The 20,104-nt window shown below is 37.8% G+C and carries 20 protein-coding genes; 1 reads left to right on the forward strand and 19 read right to left on the reverse strand.

Annotation, left to right across the window (positions count from 1 at the left end):
• Positions 1 to 5 precede the first annotated feature (5 nt).
• The 18 genes from FXF36_RS14950 to FXF36_RS15035 form a co-directional block, all read right to left on the reverse strand.
• A complete protein-coding gene (locus FXF36_RS14950) occupies positions 6 to 1,217 on the reverse strand; it encodes a glycosyltransferase (RefSeq protein WP_151625461.1) in 1,212 nt (403 codons plus the stop codon).
• Positions 1,217 to 2,344: a glycosyltransferase gene (locus FXF36_RS14955; RefSeq protein WP_151625462.1), complete on the reverse strand. Its 1,128-nt coding sequence runs from the start codon at positions 2,342 to 2,344 to the stop codon at positions 1,217 to 1,219. Before FXF36_RS14955 ends, FXF36_RS14950 begins: the two co-directional genes overlap by 1 nt.
• Before the next feature lie 13 nt (positions 2,345 to 2,357).
• Positions 2,358 to 4,064 carry a glycosyltransferase gene (locus FXF36_RS14960; RefSeq protein ID WP_151625464.1) on the reverse strand — a complete coding sequence of 569 codons (1,707 nt, stop codon included), beginning with the start codon at positions 4,062 to 4,064 and terminating at the stop codon, positions 2,358 to 2,360.
• A gap of 248 nt (positions 4,065 to 4,312) precedes the next feature.
• Positions 4,313 to 4,975, reverse strand: a complete 663-nt coding sequence (locus FXF36_RS14965; protein WP_167511415.1) for an MBL fold metallo-hydrolase — start codon at positions 4,973 to 4,975, stop codon at positions 4,313 to 4,315.
• Between the two features lie 44 nt (positions 4,976 to 5,019).
• Positions 5,020 to 5,238 (reverse strand): acyl carrier protein, encoded by a 219-nt coding sequence (locus FXF36_RS14970; protein ID WP_151625468.1) that lies wholly within the window; start codon positions 5,236 to 5,238, stop codon positions 5,020 to 5,022.
• 48 nt (positions 5,239 to 5,286) lie between these two features.
• Positions 5,287 to 6,012: an SDR family NAD(P)-dependent oxidoreductase gene (locus FXF36_RS14975; protein WP_263008653.1), complete on the reverse strand. Its 726-nt coding sequence runs from the start codon at positions 6,010 to 6,012 to the stop codon at positions 5,287 to 5,289.
• A 31-nt stretch (positions 6,013 to 6,043) separates the two neighbouring features.
• Positions 6,044 to 7,141 (reverse strand): 3-oxoacyl-ACP synthase III family protein, encoded by a 1,098-nt coding sequence (locus tag FXF36_RS14980; protein ID WP_151625472.1) that lies wholly within the window; start codon positions 7,139 to 7,141, stop codon positions 6,044 to 6,046.
• Between the two features lie 48 nt (positions 7,142 to 7,189).
• The gene (locus tag FXF36_RS14985; RefSeq protein WP_151625474.1) at positions 7,190 to 8,131 is read right to left on the reverse strand and encodes a sugar-transfer associated ATP-grasp domain-containing protein; all 942 of its coding nucleotides are present in this window, start codon (positions 8,129 to 8,131) and stop codon (positions 7,190 to 7,192) included.
• Positions 8,132 to 8,157: 26 nt separating this feature from the next.
• Positions 8,158 to 8,790 (reverse strand): acetyltransferase, encoded by a 633-nt coding sequence (locus FXF36_RS14990; protein WP_151625476.1) that lies wholly within the window; start codon positions 8,788 to 8,790, stop codon positions 8,158 to 8,160.
• Positions 8,791 to 8,800: 10 nt separating this feature from the next.
• Entirely contained in the window at positions 8,801 to 9,673 is an 873-nt protein-coding gene (gene fabD / locus FXF36_RS14995; protein ID WP_151625478.1) for an ACP S-malonyltransferase, read from the reverse strand.
• A gap of 10 nt (positions 9,674 to 9,683) precedes the next feature.
• Positions 9,684 to 10,268: a PglD-related sugar-binding protein gene (locus FXF36_RS15000; protein ID WP_151625480.1), complete on the reverse strand. Its 585-nt coding sequence runs from the start codon at positions 10,266 to 10,268 to the stop codon at positions 9,684 to 9,686.
• Positions 10,265 to 11,821 carry an acyl-CoA carboxylase subunit beta gene (locus tag FXF36_RS15005; protein WP_151625482.1) on the reverse strand — a complete coding sequence of 519 codons (1,557 nt, stop codon included), beginning with the start codon at positions 11,819 to 11,821 and terminating at the stop codon, positions 10,265 to 10,267. Before FXF36_RS15005 ends, FXF36_RS15000 begins: the two co-directional genes overlap by 4 nt.
• Complete coding sequence (locus FXF36_RS15010; RefSeq protein ID WP_151625484.1) at positions 11,814 to 12,449, reverse strand: sugar transferase; 636 nt, start codon at positions 12,447 to 12,449, stop codon at positions 11,814 to 11,816. Before FXF36_RS15010 ends, FXF36_RS15005 begins: the two co-directional genes overlap by 8 nt.
• Positions 12,450 to 12,537: 88 nt before the next feature.
• Positions 12,538 to 12,783 carry a hypothetical protein gene (locus FXF36_RS15015; RefSeq protein WP_151625486.1) on the reverse strand — a complete coding sequence of 82 codons (246 nt, stop codon included), beginning with the start codon at positions 12,781 to 12,783 and terminating at the stop codon, positions 12,538 to 12,540.
• 317 nt (positions 12,784 to 13,100) lie between these two features.
• The gene (locus tag FXF36_RS15020; protein ID WP_151625488.1) at positions 13,101 to 13,868 is read right to left on the reverse strand and encodes a transcription termination/antitermination NusG family protein; all 768 of its coding nucleotides are present in this window, start codon (positions 13,866 to 13,868) and stop codon (positions 13,101 to 13,103) included.
• A gap of 170 nt (positions 13,869 to 14,038) precedes the next feature.
• Positions 14,039 to 14,317 carry a hypothetical protein gene (locus FXF36_RS15025; RefSeq protein WP_151624496.1) on the reverse strand — a complete coding sequence of 93 codons (279 nt, stop codon included), beginning with the start codon at positions 14,315 to 14,317 and terminating at the stop codon, positions 14,039 to 14,041.
• Positions 14,304 to 15,797: an ISLre2 family transposase gene (locus FXF36_RS15030; protein ID WP_151624494.1), complete on the reverse strand. Its 1,494-nt coding sequence runs from the start codon at positions 15,795 to 15,797 to the stop codon at positions 14,304 to 14,306. Before FXF36_RS15030 ends, FXF36_RS15025 begins: the two co-directional genes overlap by 14 nt.
• A gap of 471 nt (positions 15,798 to 16,268) precedes the next feature.
• A complete protein-coding gene (locus FXF36_RS15035) occupies positions 16,269 to 17,711 on the reverse strand; it encodes an ATP-binding protein (RefSeq protein WP_151625490.1) in 1,443 nt (480 codons plus the stop codon).
• 245 nt (positions 17,712 to 17,956) lie between these two features.
• Here FXF36_RS15035 and FXF36_RS15040 point away from each other — a divergent pair, with 245 nt between their 5' ends.
• Positions 17,957 to 19,273, forward strand: coding sequence for a DegT/DnrJ/EryC1/StrS family aminotransferase (locus FXF36_RS15040; protein ID WP_151625492.1), 1,317 nt, complete (start codon positions 17,957 to 17,959; stop codon positions 19,271 to 19,273).
• 33 nt (positions 19,274 to 19,306) lie between these two features.
• On the opposite strand, the gene FXF36_RS15045 is transcribed toward FXF36_RS15040, so the two are convergent.
• Positions 19,307 to 20,101, reverse strand: coding sequence for an AAA family ATPase (locus FXF36_RS15045; protein WP_151625494.1), 795 nt, complete (start codon positions 20,099 to 20,101; stop codon positions 19,307 to 19,309).
• Positions 20,102 to 20,104: the final 3 nt, after the last annotated feature.

Here is a 20,104-nt window from a genome sequence, read left to right on the forward strand (position 1 = left end):
TTATTTCATGTCAGATTTTCATATATTTCAACATACTGTTCCAACATCATTGAGTGTTCAAACATTCTACTGCAGATTTCATGGAGTGCTTTTCGATTAACATCTGAGTTTTTTATTTGCTCAATGATATTAACTACATTCTCAACATTTCCATTTTCAGCCAAGTTAGCGCCACACCCTGTAGATTCTAGTAATTCCGTAGTAGCTGTGTTTCGATATCCCACAACCGGAGTTCCACATGACAAGGCTTCTACTGTTGTAAGACCAAAGGTTTCAGCAGGAGAAGCATTAAAGTAAACATCTGCATTTCTATATATTTCTGCCATTGACAGTTTAGATGTCGCACGACTAATCTGTCTAATATTATTAGGTAACCTGTGAAATCGTCTAAAGATAGGTCTTCGACCTACAACCACTATCTCTTCATCTTCCGATAACATTTTCGATAATTTATAATAGTCTTTGTATCCCTTGCGTCTATCCCATCCAATACACAGTATTCTAAATTTATCATTACCTATTTTTTCTTCTGCTGGCGTAAATATCTTTGTATCTATTCCGTTATGAACAGTTACAATTCTTCGATTTTTTAACATTGATTCTCTGACAACTTCATTTAGCCAGTTTGAAACTGTAACAACTGTCAAATCTTCAATTTGTTCGTACAATTTCTTTTTTCTTAACCAATTTTCGGTACTATAATCTATGATTATTCCTTGACGATCGAACCATCTTTGAGGACAATTTCCACAGCCACTTTTCCATTTATCACAACACTTATAACTAAAATAGTAGCATCTTCCTGTGATAGGCCAACAATCATGAAATGTCCAAATTACTCTACATTTTAGTTTTGCAATTGCTGTAAGTAGCATTTCTATATTAATTGAACCATGTTCAAAATCTCCGTGCAAATTGTGCAAATGGATTATATCAGGGGCAATCCTTTCTATTTCGCTAATTATCCTTTTTGTCCTATCATCGTTATAATTCAACCTTCCGCCGTTTATAATCCACTGCGTAAGTTTTCTCATTTTAGAAGGCTCAAACATTTCACCACAGTAAATTACATTAGCTGAAGTACATTCCTTCTTTCGGCAGAGCCAATAGATTGCATACATTTCATAATTTCTTTTTAAACCCTCAATACATAGGTCCTTCACTATATGACCGGTACTTCCAAAATCGTAATAAGCATTAATCTCTAGAATTTTCATTATTCAACCACTACCCTTGAAAATTTCTCCAAATAGTTCTCGTACCAAAGGGGATTATTGTTAAAGCAATAGTCTTTAATTCTTTCAATATCATCATTTGTCAATTGGCTAACTCTTATAAGCAAAGCCTTAACATCTTCGTATGTACATCCACATACAAATCCGTTGTCACCGTCTAAAATATATTTTCTATTATCACTTGTATCCGTTGCAAGGACCGGGACACCGTATGAAAATGCCTCACTTATTTTCGTAGAAAACCCATATTTTGAGAGAACCGTATCTGGCCTAATAACAAGACTAAAATCAGACTCCTTCAGTAAATTTGAACATTCTTGTTTTGAAAGTCGCCCAACGAATTGAATGTTATCAGTGACATATTTCGTTAAATTTGGATTACATGCTAAGAATTCATCTCTATCAAAACCAGCTAGTTGCACGTAATATTTATCAGTTAATCCTGCCTCATAAACCCCTTTTATTATCCAGTCAATCTTCTCTTTATCACATTTCCTTCCAGGTCTCCCCATGAAAGACAATCTTATCTTACTAGATACGTTCTTATTACATTTTACTTGTTCCCATGTAACTCCAGGAACCACAACCGTATGAGCACTTTCTCCTAACAGCTCTATATAACTACTACATATATATATTCTTCTTTCTACTTTTGAATAAAAATACTTCATTCTTATGTCACTATCGATTTTTTTTAACTTGGTGACTAGGCTACGACCTCCAACAAAACAGTCCATTATATCTACCACATAATTGATATTCCTTGCACTACAAAATTTTTGCATCTGCCTCATAGGAATAAATCGATAGTCAGCCATTATAAATGCTTTAATCCTGTCGCAATCAATGTTAAGAAGTATTGATTTTATTGCTGATGCAGAAACACACTCCGTTAATCGCTCACTCATATTATTGGGGTCATTCACAACGAAAACACCCTCATCTATTTTTTTGTAGGACCTACTTTTTACACTACTATCAACACCAATTAATACACTTTTATAACCCAGCTCTGATATCATTTTCTTTATCCCTGTTGCATGTTGACACATTGCATTATTATATTCGAACTGGATAATTCCAAAATATACTATCGTGTCTCGTTGCATAATTATATTTCCTTTAAAAAAACTTATATACCTCTTTCATTATTGTATTAGTCTTACTCTTAGCAAATCCTTCCGCTTTTAACTCAATTTGTTTTGTATCAATTGGATTTGTCATCACCTCAAGAATTAATCGTTTATATTCATCATGCGTATTATTTTTACACAACCACCCAGTCTCTCCATCGACTACAAAATCCCTAATACCCCCAACATTATGCCCAACAATGGGCAATCCAACACTCATCGCTTCTATTGCAGCCAACCCTAAACCTTCTCGCTTGGACGGAAAGGCAAAGCAATCTGCAGCATATAATAATTCCTTAACATCTGACCTAAATCCTGTAAAAACTACGCGATTTTCTACTTTTAAGTCGCTTGTTAAAGCTTTCAGCTTAGATTCAAGACATCCCTGACCAACCAGAACATACTTTATTTGATTTGGAATCAATTTAAGAGTTCTTATAATAACTTGGTGATTTTTGTTGTCATTTAATTCTCCCACGGATATAATCACAAAATCATCTGCTTTAAGCCCTAATTCCGTTCGTTTCTGCTGTCTAATTGCCAAATATTCAAGGTGACTCCACCCCCCCTTGAACACTTGTTCCATTATTTCATTTGTATTTCTTATATCAAAAATCTTTGCTGTCCTACTATTATTTGCAGCGCATGAGTTTCTAAACTCCATATCATCACGCATTCGCTTTATTGCATTGACCATCGCAGCAACATCACTAGGATTAATACAGCAACCTGACACACCATCTTCTGTATAATCCCTAATTCCATTAACATCCGCAGATATCAAAGGCAATCCAGCTGCCATAGCTTCAAGCGGAGCAATTCCAAGGCCCTCTCTAATACTCGGGTGCACAAAACAATCAACGGCTTCGCATAACTCATCTATATCTGAACGAAAACCTAAAAGTTTTACATTATCTTCTAAATCATACTCTTTAATTAGTAGCTTAAACTCTTCTTCCTGTGTCCCTCTTCCAGCAGCAAGATAAACAATGTTTCCTAAAGTTCCTTCAGCTTTCATTTCCCCAAGAGCATCAATTATAATCTTCTGATTTTTTCTTCTAGATAATTCTCCTACTGAAAGTAACAGAAAATCATTATCCGTCACGCCCAACTCTGTTCGCTTTACACTTTTATCTATCTTACAGATAGCAAATTTCTCAGTATCTACTCCAACACCCGGAATATAGACTGTTTTCTTTGCATTAAACTTTTCAGATGCTCTCTTATAGTCTTCTTTATTTATAGTGATAAGTACATCAGTATATTTGCTAAAATGCTTTTCTATCGGATAAAAAACTATCCAGTTTTTGAGCGGTGCCCCATCATAGAAATGAAATCCGTGAGCAGTGTATAGTATGTTTGGCACTCGACACTTATGAGCTACCATTCTTCCTAACACTCCACCTACCGGGGTATGGCAATGCACAAGGTTAAATTGTTCTGATATCATAAGTTGCTTCAATTCCTTGTATGCTCTAATATTTTCTTTTGAAAAAGGAGACCGTGTAAATGGTATATGATGGAGTATAATATTCTGAGCTTTTAATTTTTCAATCCGTTTTTCATCAGCATATTTGCTGCAATTACATGCGCAATGAACTTCATATCCCATTCCCTGCAAAATATTAATATCATTGATTTCAAATGTTGCGAGAAATCCGACTATTGTAGATACCATTAATGCCTTTTTTTTCACTATTTATCTCCTAGCATTCTTTAATAATCTACTTGTACCAATAAAACTATCTGACTGACCTGTTATAATTATGAAATCTGGAATAAAATCCGCTCCAAGCCTAATGTGTAGAGGAACAAATTTATATGCCCGAAATGGTTGGCCTATGGAAGTTTTCAATATCCAGCCACGTTTTTCAAGGTAGGCCTGAAATTCATCTTCGCTTGTATTTTGATTCTATGAGATTACTAAGTGAATATTTACGCATGTTACACGCGTCCTTTGATGATTTTCCCCAACATATCCGCAATTTCACCAGGACTCCCATGTCCAGGGTATACTGTTCTCGCACTCTTACTTAATTTTCTCAGCCTCGGTACATCCTCTGCCCAGAAACGCTTTGTACTCCCCCTCGGGAAGCTAGTAACAGTCGGGATTCCTAGCAACGTATCTCCAGAAAATAAATACTCATTATCCAGGATGACTAGCAATCCATCATCTCCGTGACCATAAACCGCTTCAAGTACAACCTTGTGTCCATACCACTCAAACTCTTTTATCACATCAAATGTGTCATCGGCTTTCTCGCAGGTAAATGGCTCTATTTTAACATTTCGCTTGACTTCTCCATCATAGAAGCTCACAAACGTTGTCGCGATAGCAGACATATTGCGATGAACATTACCAAGGTACTCACTACATTTTTCTGTGGAAATAGCCTTCACATCTGACCTCAATTCACGAATCTTATTAAGCCCCACGATATGATCAAAATGGCAATGCGTCACGATCACAATTAAATCCTTGAGCACTGCTATCGTATCAAATAAATCTTGGCTATCCACTGCATCCACTAGTAACCCATGCCCATCTTCAACTACTAGCCAGGAATTGGAATCGACCACATCCCAGGTAAACTGCTTTATTTCCAAATTCAACTCTCCAAAGTAAGATGAATATCTTTAGATTTTCAGATTTAACCCATAAAATCCATAATATCTCTAACGGTTTTAAATGCTTTTATTCCATCACTTGTAAGTGTCTTCCCACACTCATCATCCATCAGAACTATTAGTGATAGCTTGGTCATTGAGTCCCAATTTTCTATTTCATCAACGGACATTTCAGCTGACAAATCCTCTACTTCGCACTCAAATAAATCTGCCAATAATTCTAATTTAATTTCATCAGTCATTCTAAAATCCTCCATATATTTATTCCTTCATATTATCTTTTTCTATATTCAAGAGGATAACATTCCTCCATCAACACCTATGTTTGAACCTGTAATAAATCTTGACGCATTTGATAACAAAAATGCTATCACTTCTGCTACATCCGCCGGCTCTCCTAGTCCCAAATACTGACGATACATCCTTACCTCCGCATCATAACTATCGCCTGCATTGTCTTTGAATTTTTCATATATGTCAGTATTAATCATTCCTGGGCACACAGTGTTTGCTCTCACACCATCTTTAGCAAATTCCTTGGCAAAGCACCTCACCACAGCATCCATTGCGGCCTTAGATGCACAATATGCGGTTTTGGTTTGATTCCCAAGTGTAGACGATATAGATGACACACCAACAATACTTAATCCATCATTAAAACAATTCTTCTTTGTTATGCATCTGGTTATTTCTACAAATGAATTAAAATTGATATTCATAACCTCACTCAAATGACTAGGTTTAAGCATTTTCAGTGGACGCGTACTACTAATTCCGGCACTGTGAACAAAACCATCTAATGCGCCTGACTCAGTTATAATACTTTTTACCAATCCTTCTATTTCATCGACTTTACTCAAGTCAAAAGGAAAAATGATATGTCCATTCCCCTCTAACTTTTCTTTCACTTCTATGAGTTTCTCTTCCCTTCTTGCAACTAAAATTACAGAAGCTCCGAGTTGACTGCACAAGATTGCCGTTTCCGCCCCCATCCCAGACGAAGCACCAGTTATCAATATTTTTTTCCTGACAAATCAATTATGTTTCTCATTGCATATCCTCTGGCGAATGAATCACGCCCTCTTCAAATAACTCATCTGTTTCTATAATTGGTAGGATATCGTCAGTATTAATATGAGCTGACATTACGCCCCATGATAATCCAACACCAAATCCACACATCAATACATTCAGTTTTTGACCAGTTCTATCATTACCATATGCATCAGATAAAAGAATCGGTATCGCCGGAGCCGATGTGTTTCCATAACGATCAAGACATAATGGCATTTTATTTATATCCGCCTTAAGCTTCTTAGCTAGCTGCTGATGTATGAACTGATTTGCCTGATGAAATGCCAAGCAGTCAAATTGTGTGACATCCTGTTCTGTCTCGCTCAAAAACTCTTTTATAGTCTTAGGTACTTTAGTAACCGTAAAAGAGAATACATCTGTTCCATTCATGTTTGTGTTGTATAAGGTTCTAGTACTTCCATCAGCCCAAACCATAGGCTCATGAGAATCCTCTAAATTTCTAAAACCACCAGCAGGGGCAATTATTGCGCGATAGCCAGTACCATCAGAACATAATTTTCCTTCTATACAACTATCTTCCGCTTTTTCAAGTAGGACAGCAGCCCCTCCGTCTCCAAATAACATCGCCGCTGATTTATCCTCAGGATTAATCATTTTTGTCATGGTCTCACCAACTATTATTAATGCTCTTTTTTCTTGAGAACATTCAAGCAATGAAGCAGCAATCTGTACACAGTAGACAAAAGCAGAACAACCAAGACCAACGTCAAACGCAACGCATTCTCGGCTTAATCCAAGTCTTTTGTGTAACACGCAAGCAGTTGCGGGCCGCCGATAGTCCGTGCTATGCGCGCCGAACAGTAAAACACCTATAGTTTCTCTGTCTATATTTTTTTCTGTAAGGAGCTTCTCAGCTGCAGCATACCCAAAATCTGAAGCAGTTTGGTGTAATAATGACTCTCTGTGTTCCTTAACACCTGTCATATCAACAAATTTCTGCACAGCATCCTCACCAAATCGCTCATTATAATCTGTACTTTTGATTATCTTGGTTGGTACCGCACTTGCAATTCCAGAAATCTTAATGTTATCAAATTTGAATCTAGCCATACTTCTCTATTCCTTTCAAAGTATTTTTTCATTTCAAGATTATAAATCTTATACAACATGTGGTAACTTTTCACGAACCTCGTTCCACATACCTTTCCTTTTTGCTAATTGTGGAACATCGTGATCAGCACAATCATTTCCTTCAATTACTAACACTCCTCTATCGGCTGTAATTGCCATATCCCAACCTATATATCCCACACCAGGAACCAATCCATTCATCTCCTTAACCATGGATATCACATTCTCCCATTGGGGGATTCTAAAGCCTTTGATTTTCTTACCTGTAAGTGGATGAATAGCAAATTCTTCTCCTTTTCGATTAACTGCACTTGTTAAAACTTCACCTGTATTCACGTCTACATCTGCAATAATCGCTCCTTGATATAAGTTATCAAGTGGACCGCTAGAAGACATTCTTAATACTGCACTTATAATTTCATAGCTATTTTTTCTTGTACGTAAACAAGTTATTCGAAGAGTGTTCAGCGAATCAGGGCAAAACTCGGATAATTCTATACAAGGATATACCGCCTCTTCTAATAGATAGCCCCCCCACTCATTTTTTATTTGAATTGCATCAAGTTTATTATTTTCTATTCTTTCAACACCTTTTCCTTCACATCCAGTTTTATCTTTTTTAAAAAAAATAATATGTGAATCAATAAATTCCTGTATCTCGTCTATATGAGCTTTGTCAATATCAATCCATTCACGTTTAATATATTTTTGAAATATTTCATTAAATATACTCTTATCTATGAAACACGCTTTGTTTTCAGTGTTATTTTCTATCAGCTGTATTTTTTTATGTTTTTTGCAAGTGATATATGTACTCTTTTCTCTCCAAGGCAACTCGTAAAAACGATACATGAAATAATCATTAATTGACGAGCCAAATAGTATATAATTAACTATCATAGAAATAAACGTGCCTTTACTTGTCTGATAGTATTTTTTTCTTTCAATGTATCTATCTATGTATTTCATACAGATTTATTTCTCCAAAGTTATTCTTACACCATTACCTTTGCTGGAACGCCCATTACTGTTGTTCCAGGTTTTACGTTTCTAATAACAGCACTATTCATTCCTATTGTTGCTCCATTGCCTATCTTTATACCAGGATAAGTCGATGCAGATGTTCCTACAAAAACACATTCGCCAAGTGTTGTTCCCCCTGCCATTGCACTTTTAGGACATAAAGTCGAATATTTGCCTACTTTTACATCATGTCCTATCTGAGCATACGCATTAAAAAAAACGAATTCATCCACTTCACAATTTACGCTTATACTAGCATGCCTAAATAAAACTAATCCCTCACCTATAGCTGAGGTTCTTGAAACTGTAGCTGTGGGATGTATAACTGTGGCGAACTTAGCACCTCGTTCTTTTAATATAGGAACAATCTTCTCTTTAACTTTAGGTGCGGCTATCGCTAGTACATATTGCTCGTTATCTTTTGGCTGCCACTCACTTATCTTTCCTAAGATTTTGTATTCTAAATCAAATCCATCTAGGGCTTGTAAATTATCATCAATAAATCCAAGAACATTCCAGGTTGGATTGATTTCATTAATTGTCTCGACTAGACCTAACACTTCTCGCCCAAATCCGCTGGCTCCAACTATTATTAAATCTTGCATATTTACTCCACTAAATCACCTGACACTTAGGTCTCAAGGTGATGCCTTTATTCATCTTCTTAAGAACCTCTCCATGTCCTACTTCATAGTACTGATCTATTCCAGCATCTTTAAGGTTAAGAATACTGTCATTCCATCTCACCTGACCGGTAATCTGGCTTATGAGATTATCTTTAATCTCCTCCAAATCCTTTGTTGGCTTTCCTGTCACATTGGAAACCACATTGCAATTAGGTTCATTAAAATTCGTATTTACGATAATATCTTTCATTGCATCTTCAGCCTCTTGCATCTGCGGGCTGTGGAAAGCTGCTGATACTGTAAGCCTTCTAAACTTTACTTCCTCAGTCTCAATCAAGTTCTGAAGTGCAGCCTCTACCTTGTCTATGCCATCGATGGTTCCAGAAATAACTATCTGTGTCTTGGAATTCAGATTTGCCATTACCACTCCATCATTCATATATGGCTTAAGCTCGTCTTCAGTAAATCCAAGTACTGCCGCCATGGTTCCTTTACCATTCTGTGCAGCCATCGCTTTACCACGTTTGTCTACTAGCTTCAATCCATCTTCAAAACTGATAACTCCGGCTGCATATAATGCGCTGTACTCTCCCAAGCTATGACCAGCCACATAATCGTATGTAATTCCTTCTTTTTTAGCTTTTTCCAAATGCATCGCTGAGCAAGTGAAAATTGCTGGCTGAGCAAACTGTGTGTCAGTAAGTTTTTCTATTGGACCATTAAACATCAGATCCTTCAAGTCATATCCTAGAACTTCGTTTGCTTTGTCCAACAACTCTTTTGCTTCTGGTATTGTTTCATATTCTGCTTTGCCCATGCCCACTTCCTGTGAGCCCTGACCTGGAAATAAAAATGCGTTCATACTCGTCCTCTCATTTAAATAATGAAAATCGTCCTACTTCCACTTGATTGCCTAATTTCTTATGCGGATAAACGGTACAGCCTGCTGCCAGAAAGCATTCACTTCCAATCTCGCATCTTTCTGATACTGATGCTGCATTCATAACTGATACATAATCATCAATCCTGCAATCGTTACAAATAGTTGCATTAATATACAATAGGCTGAAATCACCAACCTTTGTATCTACTGAAATAGACACCTGTGGGAACACCATACCACCTTTTCCAACTGAGCTTGACTGAGCTATTACAGCTGAAGGGTGAATTATACTTTCCCAAGCATCAAAATCTTTATGCTTTTCAACAATTCTTTTTCTGACCTTGCCATCCTGTATTGCGATAACTGCTGAAAGAGGTGTCTTTTTTGCTATTTCCTCCAGATCCTCTTCTTTTCCAAGAACCTTGTAGCCGTAAAATTCTCCACCAAGCTTGTCTGGATCATCATCTAGAAATCCAAGAATCAAGTAGCTTGGATTATGTTTATTTATGTCCTCTATTAGCCAGACAACCTCTTTACCTAGGTCTCCAGCTCCAATGATTACGATATTTTTCATAATGGTATGTTCCCGTGTGAAAATGCTATCTCACTACGCTCCTTCGAACTTAGACTCTCAAAAGCTGTTCTTATTTTTCTTCTTGTCTCCTCTGGACTGATTACTTCATCTATGATGCCAAGCTTTGCTGCGATATATGGAGACATAAACTTGTCATTATATTCCTGAATCTTTTCCTGTCGTACCTGCTCAGGGTTGGCAGCATTTTCAAGCTCATGCTTATACATGATTCCAACTGCACCCTCAGCTCCCATAACTGCAATCTGTGCAATCGGCCAAGCATAAACTATATCTGCCCCCATGCCCTTGCTATTCATAGCAATATATGAACCTCCATAGGCTTTTCTCAGGATGAGACTTACCTTGGGAACTGATGCTTCGCAATATGCGTACAGAAGCTTTGCTCCTCGTCTAATAATCCCACCATGCTCCATTTTGCTACCTGGCATGAATCCTGGTACATCTATTAATGTAAGAAGAGGAATTCCATAGCAATCGCAACATCTCACAAACCGTGCTGCCTTCTCGCTGGAGTCAATATCAAGTGCTCCACCAAGAAACATTGGATTCGATGCTACAATTCCGACCACCTCGGAATCTATCCTGCAGTAGCCCACGACTATACTCTTTCCGAAATCCTCATGTACCTCGAAGAATGAGCCTTCATCTACAAACGTATCTATTACTTTATGAATGTCATATGCTCTTTTCTGATTGTCGGTTACAATTTCCTGTAACTCTTCAGAATGATCTCTCGCCTTACCTATAATCCTTACTGGCTTTTCTCTATAATTCTTTGGAAGATATGAAAGAAGTTTTTTCACTCCATCCAAACATTCATATTCGGATGGATATTTGAAGTGTGCAACACCACTCATAGAACTGTGTGAAGTAGCCCCGCCAAGCTCTTCTGTACTGATATTTTCTCCCAATACAGTCTTTACTACCACTGGTCCTGTCAGGAACATCTGGCTTGTCTTTTCCACCATGAACACGTAATCACAAAGGGCCGGTCCATAGCATGCGCCACCAGCACATGGACCCATGATAACGGCAATCTGTGGAATCTTTCCGCTGGCTCTTGTATGTCTAAGGAACATGTCTCCGTAGCCATCCAAACCACTTATGCCCTCTTCCATTCGAGCTCCACCCGAATCATTTATGGTTATAAATGGTGCTTTCGATTGAAAAGCCATATCCATTATTCTGACAATCTTTCGGCTGTGATACTCACCATAGGTTCCACCCATTACCGTGAAATCTTCTGCTGCCACATAAACTGGAACTCCATTGATTGTCCCAAAACCTGTAACTACACCATCGCCTGGAAGTTTCTTTTTATCCATCCCCATATCAGTGAAGCGGGATTCTACCAAAGATCCAACTTCTTGGAATGAACCTTCGTCAAAGAGGTAGCTGATTCGCTCCCATACTGTAAGTTTCCCCTTTGCATGCTGGGCTTCAACTCTCTTTTCTCCACCGCCAGCTTTTGCCTTTGCACGTCGTTGTTTTAGGTCCTCTATGTATTTTGGATTCCATTGTTCTTTAGACATTTCTTGGTTGCCTACCTTTTTCTTTACAATAATCTACAAAACTTTCCATTGTTGCGCTTGTTGCTGAGCTAATACCCTCACGCTTTAGCACGACCTTAACGGTATCTATTATTATCTTTACATCGCCCAAGAAGGTAATGTTGTTAACGTAATCGACATCCATAGCGAATTTATCATCCCAGTCTACAGTGTTACGTCCATGGGCCTGAGCATAACCTGTGAGTCCTGGACGAACATCGTGCCTGTGTGATTGTTCTTCGGAATACCATGGAAGGTATTGCGGTAGCAGTGGACGGGGCCCTACCACCGACATAGATTGACCTACGATGTTAAATAATTCTGGCAGCTCATCCAGTGAAGTCGCTCTCAGGAATTGGCCATATGGAATAAGACGGTCCTCATCAGGAAGCAAATTCCCATCTGCATCTTTTTCATTTGTCATTGTTCGAAACTTTATTAGTTTAAATATCTTCTCATCTTTACCAGGCCGTTCCTGGGTAAAGAACGGATTGCCTTTCATCTTTATTGCCCCCACTATAGTAAGTACTAATAAAAGCGGGCTTAAAATAATAATTGCCAAGAGAGCTATTATAGTATCTAAAATTTGTTTGACGTATTTTTCGTACATTCTCCTCTCCCTACAATTATCAAGTTTTTTGCATTCAAAAAGGAACCACAATATGTGGTTCCTGTCTGTTATTTACCTAATGAATTATCTATTTGTTCTTTAACAGTTCCTCAAGTTTACGCTTAAGTTCCTCATTCTCTGCTTTAACTTCCTCATAAGCCTGCTCAGCCTCAGCACATCTCTTTTCTAAACGTTCCTTGTAAAGCTTTGCATCATTCTCACATCTAATCTGATCCTGACGAGCCTTTAAAAGCTGTCTTGCATGCTCCTCAGCTGTGACTTCATATACTGTTTTAGAAGCTTCATCTATTATTGGCATTTCTTTTGCTAACATATGAATCTCCTCCCACTTTGTCGAGGCGAAAATCTCAAAAAAAGAACTGCATCTGCACAGTTCCTAAAAGCCGAGCTTCGCCACTGTCGCGGTATTTCCCCAAACATTACTCACCCCGGCAAAGCAATCCTTATATCCGATTCCACCATACTGTCAGCATGTACTAATCAATATGTGGCGCCTTCATTTAGATATTGCTTATAACTAATACCAATTATAGTGGTTATTGAAGTGTGATGCAATAAAGACACAGTTTATTCACAAAAGGAATCCATATTTGTCAGACAATACTCTATGTTAAAAAAAGAGCCTCCAGCCTAGCTGGAAGCTCTACATATTTCATCTGCATTTATTTCAACTTTTGCAATGGTACCAAACATTGGCACATTTAGAATCACAGTGCCACGGCGTGGTCTGATTTCAGATACCTCTAGTGATGAATCTCCATATATCCCGCTGGTTACAGTCACCCTATCGCCAACAGTATATCCCAGGAAATTTCCCACATCACTTTTAATCTTTGGCTCCGCACCAAGCTTCGCCTTGCCCTGTTCTATCCAGCCTATCTTTCCATCTGTATCAAGCCACAAGCCAAACTTTATCTGTCTCATTCTGCCAAGCATGAAAAACTCTATAATTGCACGTCTGTGTGGCAGGTCAACCTTCACTATCTTATCTGTGTAATCTGAAAGTGCTCCAATCACACGATCAAGCTTGCCATTTTTATTGCGGTGAACATAGCTGACACGCATTATGCCATCATCCAAAATATTATCAAAGAATTCCTGCTCCTCAGGGTAAAGAGGTGTAAAGCAACGCTTTCCCTTATCCTCTATCGAAAGCAGCTTGCTCTTCTTAGGGATTTTCCTCAAGCCCTCGTAGAACTCCTCCGGAGTATCGGTATCCACAAACAGATATCCTGGAAACATTTTCTTTACGCTAATATTTCCAACCCCATCTTTACGCCAAACATCCTCAAAAAGAGGAACAAAGCATTTTTTATATAAACGCTTATCTACACAAGAGTTAACCCAAATGCAGATTTCGTTCTCTTTGCCCGCCAATGTCTGAATAACATACCACATTTTTATGCCTTCTCCCCAGTATTCTTTCAATTCATAATATTTATTCTAACATTTCTGATAATGTGGAGCAACTTTTGTAGGGGGAAAGGCAGCGTAAATTTGTACTCGGAAATCACAGAAAAGACTATCCCTGTGTTTTTGTGACAAGAATTAGATTTGTGATTATCTTACTATTTTTCTATTCTAAAAGGAAGCCCTGCTCCGCAAGCCTCTGATTTTGGTTTAAAAGCCGTACTTTTTTGTACGACAATTAATCCTTCGTTTGCTTGTTGATATTTTATCTGCCTTGAAATGGGTGTCAAGGACTTCAGCCTTCGGTGCGTAGCATCCTTGACTCCCATTTCTGGGCAGATACACTGTAAATCAAGCAAATGAAAGATTAGATCCGTGCGTAGCACTTTATTAAAGGCAACACCGTCAGGTGTTGTTCCCTTTTTACAGCTTTCCATTCAACATAAACAATAACTGTTTACTATTTTGAACACTCATACTTGAATGAATTGCCTCTGAATATTTACCGTATTCTCGCAATAGCTGACTTCTCTTGTTTTTTTCTGATGCCAGGACATCATTAGCAGTCAATATAACTTTTTCTGCCCCCGCTGCCATCGGCAGTTCTTCTTTTTGGAATTTTGCAAGTTCTAACATGTCTTCATCGTTATAATAATACTCACGCAGATGAGCCATCTGATTTGCTCCATGTTTACTCCAGCCCATCGCTTGCGTACTCATTCTACTGGATAACACATGATATACATGCCCTTCTGCCGAACAGGCCAACACTCCTTCATGCTTTCTTAATCGATATTTAGCTGCATTCCAATTTGAACTTATGTAATCAGCTGAAGCCGATATTTTTGCAAGTATATTTTCTGAAGAAGTGTATTCTTTTAATCTATCAACCAGTTTTAGAAAATCAGCATTTGTTTTGCTTTTTATCGTTTTATATATTTCAATCCTTACATCATCTTTAGAATCCTTCATGTGTGAAATTATTCTAGAAACATGCTCTGATATATGAAATTCATCTAATACAAATGTTACATTGGCTAAACCTCTATATCCAGTTTTTATCCATGCTCCTCCGTCAGCATTTATATATATTTTCTTTATTTTTTCTACATCATATGTTGCCTCTACATAATCAAAAACTTCCTTCCATAGCTCCTTATTGTCCTGTTCATCTCCACGGCAAAAATAGTGTGTTCCAACAAGTCTATTTCGTTTACTTCTAGGTGCTTCAGGCTCTATTCCTTCAAATACGTAGATAATCTTATTAATAGCACCATTTAGCTTTCTACCGTAATCGTTGTATTCTAAATCACCACGTTGTTCTTTAAACTGAAGATGATAGTGATCCTCGTCTGCGTCTATGTATAAATAATCCACTTCCTTTTTTATTTCAGGAATCTGGAAATTCTTTGGGAATTTTGTCTTATGAAGCAAATTTTTTACAGTTGTTTTAGTAACTCCTTCAGGAATAGATGCAACCTCTCCAGCCTTCCGATATGAAGTCTGAACAGCTTCACTATAAATGTTCGCCATAACGTCTTCTGTCATCTGCTGATTATCGCCTAGACCAATCAACTTATCTAACAGGTAGCATAATTCTTCCTTCTCATCTGAATTTGAGTTCTTTGAAACGTAAAGTGCTCTTGTAAAAGTAACTCTTCCAAGTGTTGTAAGAATCTGTCTGGCATCTGCCTTATGCTCTACATTCCATAAGCGTTTTCTCTTAGGTAATTCCTTTAAAAGTGTATCCATTTCCTGCAGCACAGACTGAATGAACAATCGTCCCAACTCATCTGTTTCCTTCTTAGTTGCAATGACCAGTTCAGCTAACGATTGTGGATTCTTATAAAAATCAATCTTAGCATCATATAAATTTGTGATGAAAACATCTGCGAAATACTTTATAATTTCTTCCATAAAAGAACATCCTCCCTTGTTAGTATAGTTTCGCAAACCAATATCTTATCACAAAGAAGGATGTTCTTTTTATTTGTTTAATTTTCCGATAAAAATTTTACTCTAGCGTTATCTTCACACTTTTTTCAGAATTAGCATTTCTTCTATGAATGATAAATTGTTTATCGATAGCTCTATCTAGTTAACACAAATGCCTTCATGTTATAGTTCTCTATGAAACATAATTTTATGCTTTCGTAGAGAAATATAACATCATAATTACGCATGGGGCTTTCCACCACCATGATGTAACTTTTTCCATTTATTGGTTTACTTCAAGATATCTTCTAGGTCACTTCAAAGTCAACTTCAATAATTTCAAGAAGGCTGAAGCAGAGCAAGATTTTATAATTGAGGTTAATCATAGATGCTTTAAATAAAAAATCAAGGGACAATCCATTCAAAATAGACTGTCCCTTTCAAGTCATAACATTACACTCTAACCATTTCAGGATTAGTTTTATAATATGATGCTCGGCCTTCTTTATTGAAAATAAGATAACCTGTATCTACCATATTTCCCAAAATATTCTTTCGCAAATATGTTGAATCTGATATACCAAGAACTTCTGCTATTTCAGCCACTTTACGAGCCTTGTAATAACAGAAGGATAATACCTGTGCGTCATAGCTAGTTCCATTTGGGACAGGCACAAATTCCACAATCGGATTTTCAGAATTATCAATACCACCTTCATATGTCAAGTCTGGCAGAACCAGTGTAAAATGATCTGATGAAGAACATATATAAGGCTTGTGTAAGTCATCTTCTCCTTCATATTCTTCTATTATCTTGTCAAATCCAGTACCTGCGGCTTCCATTACATTACATCTAACTAAAACACTTGATATTATCTCGTTTCTTCGTTTCGAAATAATTTGTGACAAATCGTATGTTTTCCCCATCTTTTCTCCATGATAGAAACCTCCTGGAGAGGATATCTCTAATCTATCCTTAAACATATCAACCTGAATTTGAGTTCCATCCAGATAATAATCTCTATGCGCTACAGCATTTATTACTCCTTCAAACAAAGCTCTTTCTGGGTAAGCATCTATATTTATACGTCCATCACCAAGCTTTTTTATTGATCTGTTCATCCTCTGATGAACAAACTCCAAAATGTACTCAATAACGGAAGTTATATTCCCACAATATCTATTAATTGTTATTATTCTTTCGCTTCCCTTATTAAATCCCGAAAATAGTGAGCACTGAACCTGTGTTTTATCTCCATCATACCCATCAGCAAATAAAGTTGCCCCATTGCTAAGCTTATTATTCTCATCAAAAAATCCCATAGACTTAAACGCCTTATCAGTAATATGCGGATTTTTTTCATTATGTTTTGCACAAAAGTCTTGTAACTGTTGAAAATTATTAGGATCATATTCCTCATCTGAATATAAGACATCATACTGGGTGTTCTTGCTCTTTATACTCATTTCTATGATTTCTTCATAGGTAGCACCATTTGTAAAACCATCTCTTCTCATAAAAATAGATGGGATTCCCTTATATTTCAACACAACCGGCTTAACCTTTGATTCTGGAACATTCACTTGAATAATATAACGTTCCTTATCCTTAACTTTATACTGAAGAAAAGAAATGTGCAGCTCTGGCCTTGGGATAAGATGCTCATTTACTTGGTTATTAAAATAGTTTCGCTCATTATCCACGTCTTCTCTATCAAAACCAATAAGCCTATTACTTTTATCTTCTACACCTATATAGAAATTTCCACCCTCAGCATTAGCAAATCCAGCTATTGTTTTGAGCCACCCCAGTACATCTTCGCGATTTAACTTACTTTTACACTCATATTTTGAACTTTCAATCAACAATCCATTGACTAATTCTTCTAAAATCATAATATCTCCTCGCTAAGATTAATAGTTTACTTCTTGTTACTTCAACTTTACTTCAAGGTCACTTCAAAGTCAACTTCAATATAACTTCAAAGTCAGCTTCAATAACTTCAAAATCAACTACATTGCTGAAGTTTCCATAAATTTAAAAGTCGAGAATCTTTCCAGAATTGTCTGTCACCTTCATGAGTGATACAATTAAATTCATATTATTGGGAATACGAATTTCCTAAAGGGGGTTAAGGTTTATGAATAAATACGACTTTAGTAGTGACACTAGATTTGCAGGGTTAGAGCCTCTTGTGAACAAGGTTTGGCTTGCTTCACCTACAATGCATGGTGAGGAGCGCACCTTTGTTGATGAGGCTTTTGATACCAACTGGGTCACAACAGCTGGTACAAACATAAATGAAATTGAAAAACAGGTTGCTGAGTATATCGGAGTTGAGCATGCTGTGGCACTCTCCGCTGGTACTGCTGCACTTCATCTTGCAACAAAGCTTGCTGGAGAGAAGGTATACGGTCAGGCCAAGCCTAATGCAGGCACCCTTGCAGGCCACAAGGTCTTCTGCTCTGATGTGACATTTGATGCCTCAATCAATCCGGTAGCTTACGAGGATGGCGAGGCTGTCTTTATAGATACTGAATATGATACCTGGAATATGTCTCCGGAGGCCCTGGAGAAAGCATTTGAGATCTATCCTGATGTGAAGCTGATTATCGTGGCTCACCTCTATGGTACTCCTGGGAAGATGGAGGAGATAAGACGAATTGCAGATGAGCATGGCGCTTTAATTGTTGAGGACGCTGCTGAAAGCCTTGGTGCCAAGTACAAGCTTAGTGGCAAGTGGGTTGAGACTGGTGCCCTCGGTTCATACAACTGCATTTCCTTCAATGGAAACAAGATCATCACCGGAAGTTCTGGCGGAATGTTCCTTACCAATTCTAAAGAGGATGCTGACAAGGTGCGCAAATGGAGCACACAAAGCCGTGAGGCTGCCCCTTGGTACCAGCACGAAGAGATTGGCTACAACTACCGCATGAGCAACGTGGTCGCAGGCATTGTCCGTGGCCAGATGCCTCATCTGAAGGATCATATTGAACTCAAGCGGGCAATCTATGAGCGCTATAAGGCTGGCTTTGAAGACCTGCCTGTTTCTATGAATCCATATGACGCCGAGCGTTCTGTTCCTAATTACTGGCTCAGTTGCATGATTATTGATGAAGATGCTCTGGCTCCTATGGTACGTGGCGAATCTGATTACCTCTGGACCACTGAGCCTGGCAAGAGCAGCCCTCACGAGATTCTCGATGCCCTCGCTTTCTATGGTGCCGAAGGCCGCCCTATCTGGAAGCCGATGCATATGCAGCCTATATATCGTAATCATCCATTTATTACTGTTGAAGGCAATGGACGTGGAAAGACTAATGCTTATATTGCAGGTACCGGAGTTGATGTTGGCGCTGATATCTTCCGCAGAGGGCTTTGCCTACCAAGTGATATCAAGATGACTGAAGCTGAGCAGGATTTTATAATTGAGGTTATTCATAGTTGCTTTGAATAAAAAGGTCTCCAGCACTAGCTGGAGACTCTAGCTCTACATATGATCCTCAGGTCTTTCAATTATCCCAGCTATACGCTTTCCATCAATCAGACCAGATGCTAAAATAATCCACTCAAATGATTCCGGCAGATACAAACTTATTTTAGGATTGCTCATCATATATAGGTATAATTCACTCATTTCTGAGCCAAAGGCTGCCCCATCAGCTATTATTAAAACCTTTTGCCCATTGTAATTATTTACAATACTTCTTATCCTTGTCTTTCCCCCTGCTGATATGCACTGAATATCCTCACCCTTTACGGCATTGAAGAATTCAAACCCGGAATTACTATCCTCAACTATTATCACCTCTGCTGCTTCAGTTACCTTATTATCCATGGTATATAACCTATAAAAAGAATTATAAGTCTGTCTGACATCGGCATATTTCCCAGCTGTATGGATTCCATAAACCTCTTCCACCGAATATGGAAGATTAGGCAAACTTTCTCTTGTTATAATCACATAGTAATTATTAGATTCCCTAATCTTTTCAGCAAATTCAACCGTCTTAATCGCACGAGTCTCTTCATCTATAAAAATGATACATTCATTGCTTTGTTCAATTACACTTTCCCAATTGCTATTATTTAATGTCTTGCATTTCTTATCACACGAGATTGTTATGCCTGATTCATCTCCAAGCCTTTCATGTGTTTCCACAAGATTCATCAAAGTAGTTTTGCCTGTGGCACTGTCACCACGAATTATTGTAATATTCCTCTTTATGTCAAATTCAAATTTTACTCGGGCGTTTTGAACTATAATATGGTACTTTCCCTTCATATA

It is taken from the genome of Pseudobutyrivibrio xylanivorans, from assembly GCF_008935055.1.
Lineage (GTDB): Bacteria > Bacillota > Clostridia > Lachnospirales > Lachnospiraceae > Pseudobutyrivibrio > Pseudobutyrivibrio xylanivorans_A.